At 69.9% G+C, this 16,638-nt stretch carries 17 protein-coding genes and 1 pseudogene; 4 read left to right on the forward strand and 14 right to left on the reverse strand.

The annotated features are described in order from the left end of the window. Positions 1-481, forward strand: a pseudogene (locus VGZ32_RS18460) (ABC transporter); the annotation flags it as partial. A gap of 2 nt (positions 482-483) precedes the next feature. Further along, positions 484-1,332 (forward strand): ABC transporter permease, encoded by an 849-nt coding sequence (locus VGZ32_RS18465; RefSeq protein ID WP_326887318.1) that lies wholly within the window; start codon positions 484-486, stop codon positions 1,330-1,332. A 151-nt stretch (positions 1,333-1,483) separates the two neighbouring features. On the opposite strand, the gene VGZ32_RS18470 is transcribed toward VGZ32_RS18465, so the two are convergent. From VGZ32_RS18470 to VGZ32_RS18495, 6 genes are all read right to left on the reverse strand, one after another. Continuing rightward, positions 1,484-2,032 (reverse strand): isoprenylcysteine carboxylmethyltransferase family protein, encoded by a 549-nt coding sequence (locus tag VGZ32_RS18470; RefSeq protein WP_326887319.1) that lies wholly within the window; start codon positions 2,030-2,032, stop codon positions 1,484-1,486. Between the two features lie 113 nt (positions 2,033-2,145). Then, on the reverse strand, positions 2,146-2,559 hold the full coding sequence (locus VGZ32_RS18475) for a hypothetical protein (RefSeq protein ID WP_326887320.1): 414 nt from the start codon (positions 2,557-2,559) through the stop codon (positions 2,146-2,148). Between the two features lie 346 nt (positions 2,560-2,905). Continuing rightward, entirely contained in the window at positions 2,906-3,493 is a 588-nt protein-coding gene (locus tag VGZ32_RS18480) for a GTP-binding protein (protein ID WP_349263648.1), read from the reverse strand. Then, a complete protein-coding gene (locus tag VGZ32_RS18485) occupies positions 3,474-3,869 on the reverse strand; it encodes a DUF742 domain-containing protein (protein ID WP_326887321.1) in 396 nt (131 codons plus the stop codon). The genes VGZ32_RS18480 and VGZ32_RS18485 overlap by 20 nt, the downstream gene beginning before the upstream one ends. Further along, the gene (locus VGZ32_RS18490) at positions 3,832-4,314 is read right to left on the reverse strand and encodes a roadblock/LC7 domain-containing protein (protein ID WP_326887322.1); all 483 of its coding nucleotides are present in this window, start codon (positions 4,312-4,314) and stop codon (positions 3,832-3,834) included. The genes VGZ32_RS18485 and VGZ32_RS18490 overlap by 38 nt, the downstream gene beginning before the upstream one ends. Before the next feature lie 2 nt (positions 4,315-4,316). Next, the gene (locus tag VGZ32_RS18495) at positions 4,317-6,692 is read right to left on the reverse strand and encodes a nitrate- and nitrite sensing domain-containing protein (RefSeq protein ID WP_326887323.1); all 2,376 of its coding nucleotides are present in this window, start codon (positions 6,690-6,692) and stop codon (positions 4,317-4,319) included. Positions 6,693-7,062: 370 nt separating this feature from the next. On the opposite strand from VGZ32_RS18495, the gene VGZ32_RS18500 reads away from it, so the two are divergent. Continuing rightward, a complete protein-coding gene (locus VGZ32_RS18500) occupies positions 7,063-7,725 on the forward strand; it encodes a maltokinase N-terminal cap-like domain-containing protein (protein WP_326887324.1) in 663 nt (220 codons plus the stop codon). Between the two features lie 77 nt (positions 7,726-7,802). Here the strand turns inward: VGZ32_RS18500 and VGZ32_RS18505 are convergent, their stop codons facing one another. The 7 genes from VGZ32_RS18505 to VGZ32_RS18535 all read right to left on the reverse strand — a co-directional run bounded on the left by VGZ32_RS18505 (position 7,803) and on the right by VGZ32_RS18535 (position 15,034). Further along, positions 7,803-8,747: a DUF2510 domain-containing protein gene (locus VGZ32_RS18505; protein WP_326887325.1), complete on the reverse strand. Its 945-nt coding sequence runs from the start codon at positions 8,745-8,747 to the stop codon at positions 7,803-7,805. 137 nt (positions 8,748-8,884) lie between these two features. Then, on the reverse strand, positions 8,885-9,244 hold the full coding sequence (locus VGZ32_RS18510; protein WP_326887327.1) for a UBP-type zinc finger domain-containing protein: 360 nt from the start codon (positions 9,242-9,244) through the stop codon (positions 8,885-8,887). Then, positions 9,241-10,692: an ATP-binding protein gene (locus VGZ32_RS18515; protein WP_414642562.1), complete on the reverse strand. Its 1,452-nt coding sequence runs from the start codon at positions 10,690-10,692 to the stop codon at positions 9,241-9,243. Before VGZ32_RS18515 ends, VGZ32_RS18510 begins: the two co-directional genes overlap by 4 nt. A gap of 11 nt (positions 10,693-10,703) precedes the next feature. Further along, complete coding sequence (locus tag VGZ32_RS18520; RefSeq protein WP_326887329.1) at positions 10,704-12,380, reverse strand: FAD-dependent oxidoreductase; 1,677 nt, start codon at positions 12,378-12,380, stop codon at positions 10,704-10,706. Positions 12,381-12,577: 197 nt separating this feature from the next. After that, a complete protein-coding gene (locus tag VGZ32_RS18525) occupies positions 12,578-13,387 on the reverse strand; it encodes an SAM-dependent methyltransferase (RefSeq protein WP_326887330.1) in 810 nt (269 codons plus the stop codon). A gap of 156 nt (positions 13,388-13,543) precedes the next feature. Further along, positions 13,544-14,440, reverse strand: a complete 897-nt coding sequence (locus VGZ32_RS18530; protein WP_414642563.1) for a helix-turn-helix domain-containing protein — start codon at positions 14,438-14,440, stop codon at positions 13,544-13,546. A 339-nt stretch (positions 14,441-14,779) separates the two neighbouring features. Then, complete coding sequence (locus tag VGZ32_RS18535; protein WP_326887332.1) at positions 14,780-15,034, reverse strand: DUF397 domain-containing protein; 255 nt, start codon at positions 15,032-15,034, stop codon at positions 14,780-14,782. Positions 15,035-15,256: 222 nt separating this feature from the next. Between VGZ32_RS18535 and VGZ32_RS18540 the strand changes: the two genes are divergently transcribed. After that, the gene (locus VGZ32_RS18540) at positions 15,257-15,865 is read left to right on the forward strand and encodes an ATP-binding protein (protein ID WP_326887333.1); all 609 of its coding nucleotides are present in this window, start codon (positions 15,257-15,259) and stop codon (positions 15,863-15,865) included. 92 nt (positions 15,866-15,957) lie between these two features. Here VGZ32_RS18540 and VGZ32_RS18545 read toward each other — a convergent pair whose 3' ends face one another. Next, positions 15,958-16,572, reverse strand: coding sequence for a helix-turn-helix domain-containing protein (locus VGZ32_RS18545; RefSeq protein WP_326887334.1), 615 nt, complete (start codon positions 16,570-16,572; stop codon positions 15,958-15,960). Between the last annotated feature and the right edge of the window lie 66 nt (positions 16,573-16,638).

Consider the following 16,638-nt stretch of genomic DNA (forward strand, 5'->3'; position numbering starts at 1 on the left):
CCTGGTCGGCAGCCCGAAGGTGATCTTCCTCGACGAGCCGACCACGGGCCTGGACCCGCGCAGCCGGCGCACGATGTGGGACATCATCCGCGGACTGGTCGCGGAGGGGACGACCATCCTGCTCACGACCCAGTACCTGGAAGAGGCCGACCGGCTCGCGCACCGCGTCGCGGTGCTGGACGGCGGCCGGATCGTCGCCGAGGGGACGCCCGCCGAGCTCAAGGCGCGCATCCCCGGCGGGCACATCGAGCTGGCCTTCGCCGACCGCGCCGAATTCGACGCCGCCGCGATGGTGCTCGCCCCGACCGGCCGCGACGACGACGCGCTCACGCTCCAACTCGCCGGCGACGGCCGCGTCAGCACCCTGCGGACGCTGCTGCGGCAGCTGGACGACGCCTCGGTCGAGGTCGAGGCGCTCGCCGTGCACACCCCCGATCTCGACGACGTCTTCTTCGCCCTCACCGGCAAGAAGGGAGCCTGACGATGAGCACCATGACGATGGACGACACCGGCCTCGACACCGCCGACACCCGTTCCCACGCCCTCGTCCACGCGCGGATCATGCTGCGCCGCAACCTGCGGCACATGCAGCGCTATCCGTCGCTGACCCTGATGATCACCCTGATGCCGCTGGTCTTCCTGCTCCTGTTCGTCTACGTCTTCGGCGGGACGCTCGGGTCGGGGCTCGGCAGCGGGATGCCGGCCGGCCTGCACGGCGGCCGCGCCGCGTACGCCGACTACGTCGCCCCGGCGATCATCCTGCTGGCCGTGGCCGCCGCGGCGCAGGGCACGGCGATCGCCGTCGCGCAGGACATGACCGAGGGCATCATCGCCCGCTTCCGGACCATGGCCGTCGCCCGATCGTCGGTGCTGACCGGGCATGTCGTGGGCGCGACCATCCAGACCCTGATCGGCGTCACGATCGTCACCGCGGCCGCGCTGGGCGTCGGCTTCCGGCCGCACGCGAACGCGGCCGAGTGGCTCGCCGCGGCGGGCGTGGTCCTGATGCTGACCTTCGCCGTCACGTGGCTGTGCGTCGGCCTGGGGCTGTCGGCCAAGAGCGTGGAGACCGCGAGCAACTCGCCGATGTTCCTGATCCTCCTGCCGTTCCTCGGCAGCGGCTTCGTCCCCACGAGCTCGCTGCCGGCCGGGATGCGCTGGTTCGCCGAGTACGAGCCCTTCACCCCGGTGAACGAGACGCTGCGCGGCCTGTTGACCGGAACGAGGATCGGCGACAACCTGATCATCACGATCGCCTGGTGCGCCGGGACCGCCGCGCTGTCCTACATCTGGTCGCGGCGCCTGTACGAGCGGGAGCCGAAGCCGCAATGAGATGACGGCGAGAGGCGCCGCGAAGAGCAGAGAACAGCAGGGCCCTCAGATCATGAGGGTCCTGCTGTCGTCTGCGGACGGCCTGTTCGTTCCCGCTCGGTCCAGGTCAGGACTCGGACGTCCGCGACGTCACGCGGCGCGACGCGATGAGTCAGAAGAGGAACGGAATCAGCATCTTGGTCGACCGCTTGTAGACCGGGTACGTTTCGGGGAAACGCTCGGTCATATAGCGCTCCTCCCGGGTCGCGCTGTAGACAAAGTAGCCGCCGAGGATCACGACAGGCACCAGCCACGCCGGGCTCAGCCCCACCGCGGTGCCGATCATCGCGAGGATGATGCCGCTGTAGATGGGGTGCCGGACCCACCGGTACGGCCCCGACGTGACCAGTTCCGGATCAGTCTTCTGCGACATCGGGGTGCCCCAGTTCCGGCCGATGTACGCGCGCGCCCAGACCGCCAGCGCCAGACCGCCGACGAACAGCGCCAGGCCCACACCCTGGAGCCACGGGTCACCAGTCAGCGCATGGCCCCGGAGAACCCTGAGCCGGATCAAGACGACCACCACGACGACGATGACCAGGCGCGCCCCTACTGGCCTGCCCCACTGCAATTGTCCCGGCTTGGTCCACACGGCCGCCGCGATCCAGCCGAGCCAGAACACGGCCCAGCCGACGAGGAAGACCAGTTCGACCGCTCTCATAGGGATCAGACTCCACGCTCATGTTCCAGGCCGCCGCCGAACAGACGGCGCGCGGCCCCACCGGCTGCGAGACCGGCGGAACCCGGATGTACGGCGGACGGGCGATGCGTCGCTCAGGGCAGCCGCAGGTCGTGGAACCGCTCGGCCGCCTCTCGTTCCTCGTCGGTCAGATCGGCGTCCTTCACGGGCCGTACCAGCGACCAGTGGTTGCCGACCGGGCAGCGTTGGAACCTGTACCAGCCCAGGCGTATTGCTTTCAGCGACGCTCCGGGAATCCAGAACGTGGTGAACAGGTGGCCGTCACGGCACCGCACGACGGTGTTGCCGCCCACCTTGTAGCCCAGACGCCGCGCGACGACGGTTCCCCCGACGAGAACCCCGACGACGAGCCCGAGCGGGAAGAGCGTGCGCTTGCGGCGGTCGCGCCGGACCGACACACCGAGCGCACCGGCACTGGTCCCTGACGTTTGCGACGAACGCGAGTGCCCGCCGCCGAGCGCGCCCACACCGAGGGGTCGCGAAGTCACCTGTTGTCGCCACATACGGCTACTCTCCCGCGCCACGCGTCACCACGCCACCGACGTGGTCGTCGGCCATGCTCAGGCGCCGCGACCGGACGGGGCGCCGAGGATTGGCGCGGTTCGCCTCCAACGCATCGTTTGACCCGTGCGGCAGATCAGAGCAGCCGGTGGATACCTGGGGTGAGCCGGCGGGCCGCCGCGATCGTCTCTCGCACGCAGCATGGACGGATCGTCGTCGCGCAGGCGGCAGCCCGGGCCCGCAACCACCGCGTGTGCACTCGGTTCCGTTCGTGCACGGATTTCCCCGCGCAACGTTTCCCGTGCGCTGTTCTCCCATGCACTGCGAGCGTGTTCAAGAATGGACCGACTCCAGGTGGTCGACCAACGCCAGCAACACGTCGCGGCTGACGGAGCGTTGACGCAGGTCCCCCATCAGGACCGGGACCTGCGGATCGAGATCGAGCGCTTCGCGGATCTCGGGGACCGTGCGGTCCTGGCGCCCGTCGAAGCTGTTCACGCCGACCACGAAGGGGATGCCTCGGTTTTCGAAGAAGTCGATGGATCCGAAGCTCGACGCCAGCCGCCGGGTGTCCGCGATCACCACCGCGCCCAGAGCCCCGTGCACCAGGTCGTCCCACATGAACCAGAAGCGTTCCTGCCCTGGTGTGCCGAACAGGTACACCACCAGTTCGGAACTCACCGTGATCCGGCCGAAGTCCATGGCCACGGTCGTGGTGTTCTTGTCTCCCACCCCGGCGACGTCGTCGACGCCCACGCTCGCGACGGTCAGGTACTCCTCGGTGCGCAGCGGCTTGACCTCGCTGATCGCGGCGACCATGGTCGTCTTGCCCACTCCGAAGCCTCCCGCGATCAGGAACTTCACGGCGGTCGGTGCGGAGCCCGCGGCCCCGTCCCGCCTGTCAGAGTCGTCGTAACCCATCTCGCACCGCCTGAAGAAGTCTGATGTCCGGTCTCTGCCCGACCGCGAGCGCCACCGGCGGGCGGGCGGCCACTGTGCCCAACGTGATCAGGTCGCCGATCAAGATCTTCGCCACCGCCACCGGCAGGTTGAGCCTCGCGGCGATCTCGGCCAGCGCCACCGGCGTGCGGCACTGCTCCAGGATGAATCGGTGCTCGGGCTCGAGGCCGCGGGTGCCGAGCTGCTCCTCGGGCGGGGTGAGCGCGACGACGAGCGTGATCAGCGTCAGCTCTAAGTGCGTCGAGACCGTCCGGCCGTGGGTGATCGTGTAAGGCCGGACGAAGGAGTCCTCCGGGTCGTCATCGAGGGGCTCGTCGGCCCAGTGGCTCATCGACATCCACGCCCTCCTCGCCGGACTGCGGGGCGATCCGCGCCTCGGTGCCCAAGTGCTGCCCGACCTGGAGCACGAGGGTGTGCATCGCCTCCGCCATCACTTCCGCATCCACCTCCTGGTCCGCCAGCACCGCCAGGTGGGTTCCGTGGCCGGCCGCGCTGATGAACAGCCAGAAGTTCGCCAGCTCGACGATGATCTGGAGCACGCCGCCGCCGCCGAAGACCTCACCGACGCCGCGGGCCAGGCTCTGCTGGCCGGTGGAGATCGCGGCCAACCGCTCGGCGTCCCCGCGGTCGATCTCCTTGGACTGGCTGATCACCAGGCCGTCGTCGGAGAGCACGATCGCGTGCCGGGCTCCCACCACCTGCTCGACCAGGCGATCGAGCAGCCAGTCCAGGTCGCGGTCGGTGGCCGTGGTGCGCTGCGGCAAGGAGGTCCACTGGGTCATCGTCAGTCTTCTTCCCTGGTCTGCTCGGTGTCCGACGAGGGACGGGTGAGGGGAGGTTCGCCGTCCTCGGCCAGCCGCGCCAGGCGGGACTGGCGTTGGAAAGCGCCGACCGTGGCGGCGGACCGACCCGGCCCTGACGCCCGCCGGTCCGGCTCCGCATCCGAATCGTCGTGCGGGAGCGCGCCGCCTCCGCCGCCGCGGGACTCGCGCAGTTCGGCGGCCAGGCTCGCCTGGCGGACCCGCTTGGGCAGCGGGTCCAGTGCCGGCTCGGCGGCCGAGTCCGCTGATCTGCCTCCGACGCCTGCGAGGAGACGATCGGACTCGTCCGGCCGGCCGTTGCCGTTGCTCTCGCCGACACCACGGAAAACGCCGTTCAGGACGTACCCGGCCGCGGCCGGTATGTCGGAGTCGTCGGCGACCACCGAGAGCCGGGGGACGAGGTCGAAGTCGTCCTCGCCCTCCCCGGACGCGGGAGCCTGGTCCGCGGAGAGCACGAGTTCGGCCGGTACCAGGACGACCACCCGCGTGCCGCCGTAGGCCGAGGGCCGCAGCTCCACCTTCACATCGAGTTTCGCGGCCAGCCGGGCGACGACGTAGAGGCCGAGTCGCGCGTCGTCGGCCCGCGAGAGAACGTCCATCCTCGGCGGATTCACCATCATCGCGTTGGCCTGGGCGTACTGCTCGGCGTCCAGGCCCATGCCCCGGTCCTCGATCTCGATGGCCAGGCCGTGCGCCACCTGCGTGGCGGTCACCTCGACCGGGGCGGGCGGCTTGGAGAAGGCCACCGCGTTCTCCATCAACTCCGCCAGCACGTGCACCAACGCGCCGACCGCGCGCTCGGAAATCCAGACCCGGCTCTCGGTTTCGATCTTGATCCGCCGATAGTCCTGCACCTCGCTCTGCGCGGAGCGCAGCACGTTCAGCAGCGGGACCGGCTTGCGCCAGCGCCGTTGCGTCTGCCCGCCGCCGAGGATCACCAGGTTCTCCTCGTACCGGCGCAGCCGTGCGGCCAGGTGGTCGAGGTCGAACAGGCCTTCGAGCACCGCGGCGTCCTCGTGCTGCCGCTCCATCTCGCTCAGCCGCTTCATCTGCAGCCCGATGAGCAGCTGGGTGCGCCGTGCGATGCGCTGTAGCAGCCGTTCGAAGCCGCGGTACTGCTCGACCTGCCGGACGGACGTCTCCAGTGCGCTCGCGCGCGCCGCGTTCAGCGCCTGGCCAAGCATGCCCAGCTCGTCCCGGCCGTACTGCAGCGCCGGCAATTCGGCGTCGGTGTCGACCGCCTGGCCGCTGCGGAGCCGCTCCACCACGTCGGGCAGCTTGGTTTCCAGCTCCTGGGCCGCCAGGCGCAGCGCGAAGATCCGGCGACGCAGCAGGATGATCAGCCACCAGGTGAACCCGATGACCAGCACGACGCCCGCCGCCCCCAGGGCGGTCTCGACGATCAGGTGCGTCTTGAGCGAGCTGACCTCGGAGTTGGCGGCGGACACGACGTCGCCGGTCCCCACCACGGTCAGGTGCTGGAGCTCGGGGGTGAGCGCGGACATCGCCTGCTGCCACTCCTGGCCGAGCGCCGGCGGCATGGCGACGGCGCCGGAGGATGAGGCGGGGGTGTCGGCAAGGCTCAGTTCGACCTGGGTCTTCTCCTGCCAGGCTTTGCTGTCGAGCATGCCCTGGTAGAGGCCGGCCGCCGCGGGGAAGCCCGGGATGACCTCGTCCTGGTAGATGAACTGCTCGGCACCCACGGTCTTGGCGATCTGGGCGCGCTGGGCGACGTCGAGATGGCCGGACGCCGCGCCGGCCGTGACGATCGCGTCCTCGCGCGAGATCATCTCCTGGCCCCAGCCCGTGGGTATCGAGGGCGCCGTGATGACATCGATGGTCGCGATGCCGGTCTGCGTCACGGCGGTGAACAGTTCGAGGTTCGAGCTGGTGAGGGCGCTGTAGTCGTCGAACGCCTGCTGCTGCGTTTCCGCGCCGTCGTCGACCGCGGTCCGGTACCCGGAAAGCTGCCGAAGCTGCGTCTCGAACTGCTGAAGACTGGCGACGACGCTCGGCGACGTCAAGCCGGAAAGCCCCTCCAGGGTCGAGGCCGAGGTATCGGTGAGCTTTCGCACCTGAGCCAGCGCCGGTTTGTAGGCGGACGGGTCCGCGAGCGCCGCCTCGCTGAACTTCCGCTCCTGTTGGAGGTCGTAGAAGAGGGTGATCGCGGGGAACGCTCCGCTGCTGGAGAGGGCGGCGTTCTCGCGAGTGGTCGCCGTGTGCCAGTCGCTGTAGAGCTGGCTCGAGTTGACGGCCAGAAGCGTGACCATGGCCGCGCTGGGCACGAAGGCCAGGATGAGCAGGACGACGCGGAACGGCAGCAGCCGCCGCCCACCCACGTTCGGTATCTTCTGACGCTTTGCCGTTCGCACGTGGCGTGCCATCCGAAACCCCACCAAACTAGCGTTGACGGCCACCGACTTCGAGACCGGGCGTGCGGCGGGATGCTACCCGCCACGACTGCCATCGGCAATCGCAACCCTGACATGCGGAGCGTCGCCAAACTACTACTCAGCGGCGCAGCACCCGCTGCACATGCCCGGAATCGCGGCATCAACGGCTCAACTATCTGACTGTGACTCATGCAACAGTGACTCATACATTCTGACGACATACCTTCACCGTCGCCGACTTATTCCTCAAGAATTGCCCGCCAAGGGCTGGAAAGATGTGAGGGTCGTACCCACTCGACGGAAATGAGTCTTTGGCATGGCCGTGATCCACCACACCACGCTCAAGCCGACCAAGGTGGAACTGCTCGCCTCCTGGCTGCCCTCCCGGCCGTGGTACTCAGGCGGTGCCGGCGAGCCGGAGCTGGTCAAGTCCGGCGGCTTCCGGCTGGACGACCCGCAGGGGGAAGTCGGGATCGAGTTCATGGTGGTCACCGAGGTCTCCGGCACCCTACCGACCGCATACCTGGTGCCGCTGACCTATCGCGGTGCCGCGCTCGACGGGGCGCAGCACGCCCTGATCGGCACCTCGGAGCACGGGGTGCTGGGGCGGCGCTGGGTCTACGACGGCTGCCACGACCCGGTGCTCGTCGCCCAGTTGCTGGCTCTGATCGAGGGCCGGGCCCAGGCTCAGGACCAGAACACCAGCGACACCCCGGACCGGGAGGTCACCCGCTTCCACACCGGCGCCGACCTCGCCTCCGAGGACTTCACCGCCGCCGACGACGATCGTGAGGGCACTGATCTGCCCGCACCGGGCGGCATGGTTCTGCGGGTGAGCCGGGTCCTGCGCCCGGCCCCGGACAACGCGCCAGCGCTTGCACCGGGGGCGACGGGCCACGTCGTCGGACACTGGCGGACTCCGGATGGCGACCGCGTGCGAGGGCTGTTCGCCGCCGTGCACCCTGGCCCTCACGCTTGACGGTCGCCCCGCGCGGAACGTCCCAGTGTGACCAGACCGGTTTCGTCGGCGACGACCGCCTCCGGCACGACGGGTGCTCAGGCGCCCGCCGCGCCGGAGGCGGTGATGTTCGTGATGATCTGCGCGTTGACGCTGCTCAGGCTGGGCGCTTGGGAGCTTTGGTCCACGCCGATGTCGATCAGCGTGAAGTAGCCGGACTGGCCGGGCACCGGGACGGCGATCGCCTCGACCGTGCCGCTGGGGCCCGAGTAGTTCGGCACGACGCTCCAGGTGACCTGATAGCCGACCCTCCCGGCCACGGTCACCGCACCCTGGCTCACCACGCTGTGCGAGGCCAGGTTGCCGTAGTTGCCCTGGGCAAGCGTCCCGACGTCCGAGGTGGCGACCGACTGGGCGTCGGAGCCGGCGGTCGTGGCGAAGCTGACCCCGCCACGGGTGCATCGCGCCGTCGAACTGGCGCCGTTGGCCTGAGACAGCGCGCTCGGGCAGGTGTACGGACCGGTGCTGAGCGCGGGCCAGCTGCCCTGGCCGCTGGTCGAGCCGGAGGTCGCCGTCCAGCCGCTGGGAACCGGGATGGTCATCCCGTCGATGGGGTCGGACACGGTCTGACCGCTGCCGCCGGTGACCGTCGGCGCGGGCGAGGCGCTGGGTCCACCACCCAAGCCACCGCCACCGAGCCCGCCTAGCCCGTTGCCGTTGCCCAGACCGCCGTTCCCCGGTCCAGGGGTCGGGCTGGACTGCAGGCCGGACGAAGTCGCGCTGGTCGAGCCACTGTTATGCAGCGCGACGTAGGTCCCGATTCCGCCGCCCACCAGCACCACGACCACGCCGACGGCGATCAGCGCCTTGGTGCGGGAACGGCGGCCGGGACCGATCGCGCCGGTGCCGAGCGGCCGGACGGTGGTGCTCCATCCAGTGCCGTCCCACCACCGTTCCAAGGGCAGTCCGTCGTGACCGACCTCGCCGGTCGGGTACCAGCCGGCGGGGGCCGCGGCGTCGCGTGAGGGCTCAGGGATCGACACGCCTCGAACGTAGCGCCACAACCTTCGTCGTCGGCGAAGGGCCGACTAAGAATTCGCCGAACAAAGGCTGTGAAATGGGCAGCTGAGCAGGTGTGGCCGGGCCGGCGGCGGAGCCGGCGGGTCGGCTACCGGACGGTTCAGCCCCTGGCGCCGATCCGGCGGCGCCAGTCCGCGGGAACACGCCCGGCGGGTCCGGGGGCGGGTTGGTCCACAGGATGGCTGTCCGGGGCGGCCAGATCCGGTCCGGACTCGATCCACTCGGCGGTGTCGTAGTTCCAGAACCAGCTCTCGCCGGGTTCGAAGCTGCGGATGATCGGGTGCGCGGTGGCGTCGTTGTGCGCGGTGGCGTGCTTGGCGGGCGAGTCGTCGCAGCAGCCGATGTGACCGCATTGGGCGCAGCGGCGCAGGTGGAACCACCATCCTCCGGCGGCTTCGCATTCGGCGCAGCCGGTGCCGCTCGGCGGGACGGTCGGGTCGATTCCGCTCGTGGTGCTCATCTCGGCTCCTGGGGGTCGGTTTCGCCGGTGTTCTCATTGCCGGCCAGCGGGAGGCGCACCTGGAAGCGGGTGTCGCCGGGCACCGACTCGACCCGCAGGTCGCCGCCGTGCTTGTTGACGACGATGCGCCAGGAGATGTCCAGGCCGAGCCCGGTGCCCTCGCCCACCGGCTTGGTGGTGAAGAAGGGATCGAAGATGCGGTCGCGGATCGCGGCCGGGATCCCCGGCCCGGTGTCGCGGAACTCGACCAGGAGGCGGTCCTCGTCCCGGGCGGTCCGCACGGTCAGCGTGCCCCCGGCACCGTCGGCGTTCATCGCGGCGGCGGCGTTGTCGATCAGGTTCGTCCAGACCTGGTTGAGCTCGCCGGGGTAGCCGGGGATCTTCGGCAGGGTGCGGTCGTAGTCCTTGACGACGGTGATCCCGGAGCCGAGCTTGCCGGAGAGCATGAGCAGGGTGCTGTCGAGCAGGTCGTGCACGTCGGTGACCTGGTAGGGAGCCCGGTCGAGCTGGGAGTACTGCTTGGCGGCGCCGAGGAGCCGGGAGATGCGGGTGGTGGAGTCCGTGATCTCGTTCATGAGCAGCTCGGTCTCGACGGTGTAGTTGAGCCACCGGACCGCTCCTTCGAGGACCGTCTCGTCCACGGCCGCCGCGACCTGCTCCAGCCACGCGATGTCGAGGCCGGCCTGGACGAACGTCGGTGCGAGCTGCCATCCGCCGTCCACACCGTGGTCGGCGAGCCAGTCCGCGAGCGCGTCCTCGCGGTCGGCGGCCTCCATCGGACTGAGGGGGGCCGCCTTGGAGACCTGCTCGGCGGTGCGTTCCTGGATCTCGATGAGTGTTTCCAGGGCCTCGCGCTCGTAGCGGCCGGCGGCGATCGCGCGCAGCTTGCTGCGCATTCCGGCGACCCGCCCGCGCAGCTCGGACGCCGCCCTCACCGCCGCGGCAGCGGGGTTGTTGAGCTCGTGAGTGAGTCCGGCGGACAGCGACCCGAGGGCGAGCAGCCGTTCGCGCTGGCCGATGGCCTCCTGCGTGTTCTTGTTGCCGAAGAAAAGTCCTTCCAGCAGGTGCACCGCCATCGGGAACCAGTCCTGCATGATGGCGGCGAAGCTCTGCGCCGGGAGCACGAAGAAGCGCGAGGGCTCGGTGACCCGCAGAGTGCTGTTGTAGATCTGCGGCAGCCGGTCGCCGAGGTAGGCCATGAAAGCCCCGGCGTAGACGCCCGGGCTGGAGCTGCGGCTGATCTCGACGTCCTCGGTGCCGACCCGCCGCAGCAGCACGACCGAGCCCTCGAGCAGCACGTAGAAGCAGGTGGCCGGCTCGCCCTCGGCGTATACCTGGCCGGGTTCGAACTTTTCCACGCGCCCGTCTCTGCACAGCCTCTCCAGCTGCTGCGCGTCGAGCTTCTCGAAGAGGAACAGGGAGCTGAGCTCGACCTTGTCGCACGGCATCAGCTCGCTGTTCACGACTGCTCCAGATACCGGTGCACGAGCATGACGGCCATCGCTCCCTCTCCGACCGCGGACGCCACCCGTTTGGCCGATTCGGAGCGCGCGTCCCCGGCCACGAACACCCCCGGCACGCTGGTCTCCAGGTGGTACGGGGGGCGGTCCAGCTCCCAGTTGGCCGGCGGGCGCCCGTCACTGGTCAGGTCGGGGCCGGCGACGATGAACCCGCGGGAGTCGCGCAGCACGGTCCCCTCGAGCCAGTCGGTCAGCGGCGCCGCGCCGATGAACACGAACATCCACTGGGCGTCGACGATCTCGGTGCGCCCGCTCGCCGTGTCCCGCAGGGTGAGCTTCTCCAGGTGGTCCGAGCCGTGCGCGGCCTCGACGACCGTGCCGGTGCGCACGCTGATGTCGGGCGTCTGCTCGATCTGCTGGATGAGGTAGTAGGACATCGAGTCGGCCAGGGACGAGCCGCGGATCAGCAGGGTGACGGACTTGGCCCGGCGGGCGAGGTACATGGCGGCCTGCCCGGCGGAGTTCGCGCCGCCGACGATGTAGATGTCTTGCCCCTGGCACGCTTCCGCTTCGGTCAGCGCCGAGCCGTAGAAGACTCCGCGCCCGGTCAACTCGTCCAGGCCCGGCGCCTCGAGCTGCCGGTACGACACCCCGGTCGCGAGAATCACGCAGTGCGCGGCGATCGCGGAGCCGTCCGAGAAGCGGACGGTGCGCGAGGAGCCGTCGGCCTCCAGGCCGGTCACCTCCCGCGCGGTCAGGATCTCCGCCCCGAACTTCGCCGCCTGCCGCCGCGCCCGATCGGTGAGCTGCGCCCCGGACACACCGTCCGGGAACCCAAGGTAGTTCTCGATCCGCGAGCTCTGCCCGGCCTGCCCGCCGGTGGCCGAGCGCTCCACGAGCACAGTGCGCAGCCCCTCGGACGCGCCGTACACGGCCGCGCCGAGACCGGCGGGGCCGCCGCCGATGACGATCAGGTCGTAGAACTGCGCGGCCGGGGTCGTGGCCAGCCCGACCCGCGCGGCCAGCTCCGAGTCCTCCGGCTCCACCAGCGGCGTACCGTCCGGGGTGACGACGAGCGGGAGTCTGCGCCCGTCCTGCCCGGCTGCGGCGAGGAGCCGCTGGCCCTCCGGTTCGTCCGAGGAGTACCAGCGGTACGGCACCTGGTTGCGTGCCAGGAACTCCCGGACGGCCGATGAGCGCGCCGACCATCGGTGCCCGACGACCTTGGTCGTCGGGATGGACCGGAACGCCGTGGCCCGCCATGACTCCAGCAGGTCGTCCAGGACGGGATAGAGCTTCTCCTCGGGCGGATCCCACGGCTTGAGCAGGTAGTAGTCGAGATCGATGACGTTGATCGCCTCGATGGCGGCATTGGTGTCCGCATAGGCGGTCAGCAGCACCCGCCGCGCCCCGGGGTGCACGTCGAGGGCCTGCTCGAGGAACTCGATCCCGTTCATCTGGGGCATCCGGTAGTCGGCCACGATCGCCGCCACCTGATCGCCGCGCAGCTTCAACTCGCGCAGCGCATCCAAAGCCGTCGCGCCGGATTCGGCACGCACGATCCGGTACGACTCGCCGTAGCGGCGCCGCAAGTCCCGGGCGACGGCCCGCGACACCTCCGGATCGTCGTCGACGGTCAGAATCACCGTCCGCGCAGGACTGGTCGCCTGGGCCATACCTGTCCCTCCGAGCCGCTCGCCCTCTCGGCCCGACGTCGCCCGCAGGCGTGTCCGGGCCGATCGCACTCAATCCTATGGACCACTTTCCGCTTTGGCACCAATGCGGCGGGACATGTCGACGCGCTGACGCGGCACCTATACTCCGGGGCCACGCCGCATGACCTACACGGGCGAGGTTTTCGCCGAGCGCGGGGTCACGGTTTGCGGCCGACGCCGCCCTCCTGGTCCACCTCGGGCAGTTCGCCGACCTCGATCACGTCGGGCCGCCAGCGGGGAATCGGCACCACGCCGGGCTCGACCAGCTCCAGGCCCTCGTAGAAACCGGCGATCTGCCCGGGGCTGCGCAGGTTGTAGGGCACTCCGCCGCCCTTGGCGTACTGCCTGATCGCCTCGATGTACGCCTCGTTGGTGGCGGTGCCGTCGCACTGGGCCAGGTAGCTGCCGGGCGGCAGTGCCTCCAGTAGCCGTTTGACGATCGAGCGCGCCTCCGCGTAATCGGCGATGTGCCCCAGGACGCCCATCATGATCAGCGCGATCGGCTGCTGGAAGTCCAGCGTCTGCGCGGCCTGGGAAAGGATCGTCTCGGGCGCGCGCAGATCCGCGTCGATGTAGTTGGTGACGCCCTCGGGGGCGCTGGTGAGCAGGGCGCGGGCGTGCACCAGGACCAGCGGATCGTTGTCCACATAGACGATCTTCGACTCGGGGGCGATCCGCTGGGCTATCTGGTGGGTGTTGTCCATCACCGGCAGGCCGGTGCCGATGTCGAGGAACTGGCGGATTCCGGCCTCGCCGGCGAGGTGGCGCACGACCCGGGACAGGAAGGCGCGGACCGCGCGCGCCTTGTCCCGCTGTTCCGGGTAGACCGCGAGGAACCGATCCCCCGCTTCCCGGTCCACCGGATAGTTGTCCTTGCCGCCCAGCCAGTAGTTCCAGATCCGAGCTGAGTGCGGCACCGTCGTGTCGATCTTCGGTCCTGGGTCCGCGGCTGACGGGTCGCCGGTCATCGGGAGGGCACTCCTCACAGCGGGATGGGCGCGATCTTGCGGGCGCCGGTCGTACACGCGGTTCGTGCGGTACAGGTGGTGCGGTTGTGTGTCGCTGATCCTGCCACGCCGGGCCGCTTTCAGGGAATCAGGGCTCGGGCTTCGGCGGTCATCGGATCAGCGCGCGTCCATGTCTTTGATCACGTCGATGAGGAAATCGGTGGTGTCGGCGGCGGGCAGCGCGCCCACGCACAGCTGGTTGATGACCATGGAGTAGTTGTCGAGGTCCGCGCGTTTGTCCAGGTAAGTGGCGCTGGTCAGTTGTTCGAGGTAGACGATGTCGGGCAGTGTCGGCTCCGTGAAGCGCAGGATGGAGAACGGGCCGCCGGCGGCCGCGTGACCCCCGCGGGAGAAGGTGGCCACCTGGATGCTGACGTTCGGCAGCTTCGACGCCTCCAGCAGATGCTCGAGCTGGGCGCGCATCACCGCCGGGCCGCCCAATGGCCGACGCAGGGCGGCCTCGTCGATCACCGCCCAAAGCGTCGGCGGTTGCTCACGGTGCAGCAGCCGGGCCCGGCCCATGCGCAGGCCGACGCGTCGTTCGATCTCCTCCGGCGTGGCCAGCCCGTGTCCGAGCCGGATGACGGCGCGGGCGTAGTCCTCGGTTTGCAGCAGGCCGGGGACGAACTGGACCTCGTAGCTGCGGATGACCGAGGCGGCCTCCTCCAACCCGACGTAGACCTCGAACCAGTCGGGGACGAGGTCGGCGAACGAGTGCCACCAGCCATGGCTGTTGGCCTGCGCCATGAGGGCGAAGAACGCGTCGCGTTCGGTCGCGCCGCGCACTCCGTACAGGGTCAGCAGATCGGCGATGTCGCGTTGCTTGAGGCTGACCTGTCCCAGCTCGATGCGGCTGATCTTGGCGTGGGAACCGCGGATCGCCTGCCCGGCCGCCTCCCGGCTGATCCCCGCGGCCGTGCGCAGGCGGCGCAGCTGCGCACCCAGCAAGATCCGCAAGACGGTGGGGCCGCCGTCGCCGGAGGCCGCCAACTGCGCGACCGAGGACACGGGCACAGCCGGCGTGCCCGGGGCACCGCCGCCCGCGGAATCACCGGCCGCTGCTGGACTGACCTGGCTCACCTGTTCCCCCTCTGAAGACGCCGACGAGGTCCACGATCCCGGCCGGCGCGCGAATCCGACATCGCGAAACCGCCATGCCCGGGGGCACGGTCCAGCGCAGTCGGCCGACGCCGTCGACCGAGCCACCTCACCGGCACGTGCACACCACCTTCCGGGCATTGGACACCGGATACTTACATTCCCGGCGACCAGGCTAGCGCGCACGGCATCGCTCGTCGCCCGCACACTGACGCTTGCCGCGCGCCGTATCGCGGCACCCACGGCGCAGAACGCTCAGCCGCGCCCTGGCTGAGCGAGGCCCAGATCGTCGAAGTGCCCGTCCTTGGCCCCCCGCACGAACGCCGCGACTTCGGCCGGGGCGAAAAGCAGCACAGCGCCGTGCGGATCCCGGGAGTTGCGCATCGCGATCCCCACTCCCGGTACCTGTGTCAGCTCGACGCAGTTGCCGCTCGGGTTGCTGTGAGAACTCTTACGCCACACCAGGGTGTCCACGAGTCCTGCGACTGCGTCCTTGTCTGTCTGCTCCATCGCCAGGCCCCTTCCACTCGCAGGTTCTCCCCGTCCGCCATCCGATCTTGGCGCCGCCGTCAGCGTCCCGTAAGAACATACGTGCTTGCAATGGGTCTTGCGAATGAAATTACAGACGTGCTTGCACGAGCGGTCGCGCGTCCGCCAGGATGGACGCGGACCTGATCCGCGGTCAGGAACCATGACCGCTCCGTGCTTGTACCGACCCCACCGGGACTCGCCATGACCCGATCCGCACGGCACCCCGCGTCAGGGCCGTATGCCGCCTTCGCCGGCGGGCCGTCGGCCGAATCGGTTCCCGCGCACGAGCGCCGGCTGGTCCGTCAGTGCGAGTTGATCGCCGATCCCGGCGCCGCCAAGCTCGCCCGCGAGTTCACCCGGGCCACCCTGCCCGACTGGGGCCACGGGGAACTGCTAAGCGACATCACACTGGTCGTCTCCGAGCTGGTGACCAACGCCGTGCGCCACGGCGTACCGCACGCACCGCACGACATCGGCGACCTGACGATCCGCTTCGGCCTGATCCGGCAGGCCACCTTCGTCCTGTGCATGGTCCACGACGGCGGCGGCACCCCGCCCACCGTCAGACACGTCACCGAACCCGCGCAATCCGACCCTCTGGGCGAAGTGGGCCGGGGCCTGGGCATCGTCGCCCAGCTCGCCACCACCTGGGGCTGGACCCCGCCGGACCACAACGGCAAGACGGTCTGGGCGACCTTCGTGACCGCGGACCTCCACGGCGGAACCGGCGAGTTCGTCGCCCCTGCCCTCCCGCACCGAGACCAGTCGCCTGAGTTCGAGACGTTGGTCTGGAGCCTTTTGAGCGTCTGATCTGGCTCCGGACGGGATGAGGTGGGGTGCCCCCGGCCTTCGCGTGCCGGGAAGCTCGCATGCTGCTGACACCAGTCGGCGCCCGCGTCGCGTCACGGTCGGCAGACCCGCTCGATCAGGTCCTGCCACGCCTGCCCGATGCACTCCTCGAGCCCGTCGACGGCCTCGTCGAGTTCGTCGGACGACAGGTACAGCAGCACGGGACCGTCGAGCGCGGCGGCGAGTTGGACAGACAGCATGTCGCGGTCGACCCCGTCGAGACTCAACTGCCCGAGCAACATGCGGATGTGCACCTGGGACATCGGCGCCCGCGTTCCCACCGGTACCGGTTGACTGCCGTCCAGGGCGGCGCGGGCGACCGCCCGGTGCGCGACCATGAAGCCGGCCCGGGCGCGGCCGTAGGCGATCAGGCGTTCCCGCGCCGGGGCGCCGGGACCCAGCGGCGGCGGTCCGGCGAGCACCTGCTGCTGGAAGGTCCGCTCGTCGTCGTCCATCAGCGCCTGGAAGATCCCCGCCCGGGTGCCGAACCGGCGAAACACGGTGCCCTTGCCCAGGCCCGCCCGCTGCGCCAGCCCGTCCATGGTCAGACCGTCCGCACCCTGCTCGGCGAACATCTCGCGGGCCGTGGTCAGCAGGTGGAGCCGGTTGCGCACGGCGTCGGCGCGCTCGGCGCGCGGCCTTCCCCAGCTGACGACGAGCCGGTCCACAGCCGTCCACTCTACCGGCGGGAAACAGAAACGGGGTAAAGTCCGTTTATGCTTCCGTGGCCGCGC

This window comes from Actinocrinis sp. (assembly GCF_035938995.1).
Classification (GTDB): domain Bacteria; phylum Actinomycetota; class Actinomycetes; order Streptomycetales; family Catenulisporaceae; genus DASZGI01.

Bases quoted from the DNA above. Each gene is read 5' to 3' on its own strand.
- VGZ32_RS18465 (WP_326887318.1), top strand. From the start codon at position 484: ATGAGCACCATGACGATGGACGACACCGGCCTCGACACCGCCGACACC.
- VGZ32_RS18470 (WP_326887319.1), bottom strand. From the start codon at position 2,032: ATGAGAGCGGTCGAACTGGTCTTCCTCGTCGGCTGGGCCGTGTTCTGG.
- VGZ32_RS18480 (WP_349263648.1), bottom strand. From the start codon at position 3,493: ATGGGTTACGACGACTCTGACAGGCGGGACGGGGCCGCGGGCTCCGCA.
- VGZ32_RS18485 (WP_326887321.1), bottom strand. From the start codon at position 3,869: ATGTCGATGAGCCACTGGGCCGACGAGCCCCTCGATGACGACCCGGAG.
- VGZ32_RS18490 (WP_326887322.1), bottom strand. From the start codon at position 4,314: ATGACCCAGTGGACCTCCTTGCCGCAGCGCACCACGGCCACCGACCGC.
- VGZ32_RS18500 (WP_326887324.1), top strand. From the start codon at position 7,063: ATGGCCGTGATCCACCACACCACGCTCAAGCCGACCAAGGTGGAACTG.
- VGZ32_RS18510 (WP_326887327.1), bottom strand. From the start codon at position 9,244: ATGAGCACCACGAGCGGAATCGACCCGACCGTCCCGCCGAGCGGCACC.
- VGZ32_RS18515 (WP_414642562.1), bottom strand. From the start codon at position 10,692: ATGCCGTGCGACAAGGTCGAGCTCAGCTCCCTGTTCCTCTTCGAGAAG.
- VGZ32_RS18520 (WP_326887329.1), bottom strand. From the start codon at position 12,380: ATGGCCCAGGCGACCAGTCCTGCGCGGACGGTGATTCTGACCGTCGAC.
- VGZ32_RS18525 (WP_326887330.1), bottom strand. From the start codon at position 13,387: ATGACCGGCGACCCGTCAGCCGCGGACCCAGGACCGAAGATCGACACG.
- VGZ32_RS18535 (WP_326887332.1), bottom strand. From the start codon at position 15,034: ATGGAGCAGACAGACAAGGACGCAGTCGCAGGACTCGTGGACACCCTG.
- VGZ32_RS18540 (WP_326887333.1), top strand. From the start codon at position 15,257: ATGACCCGATCCGCACGGCACCCCGCGTCAGGGCCGTATGCCGCCTTC.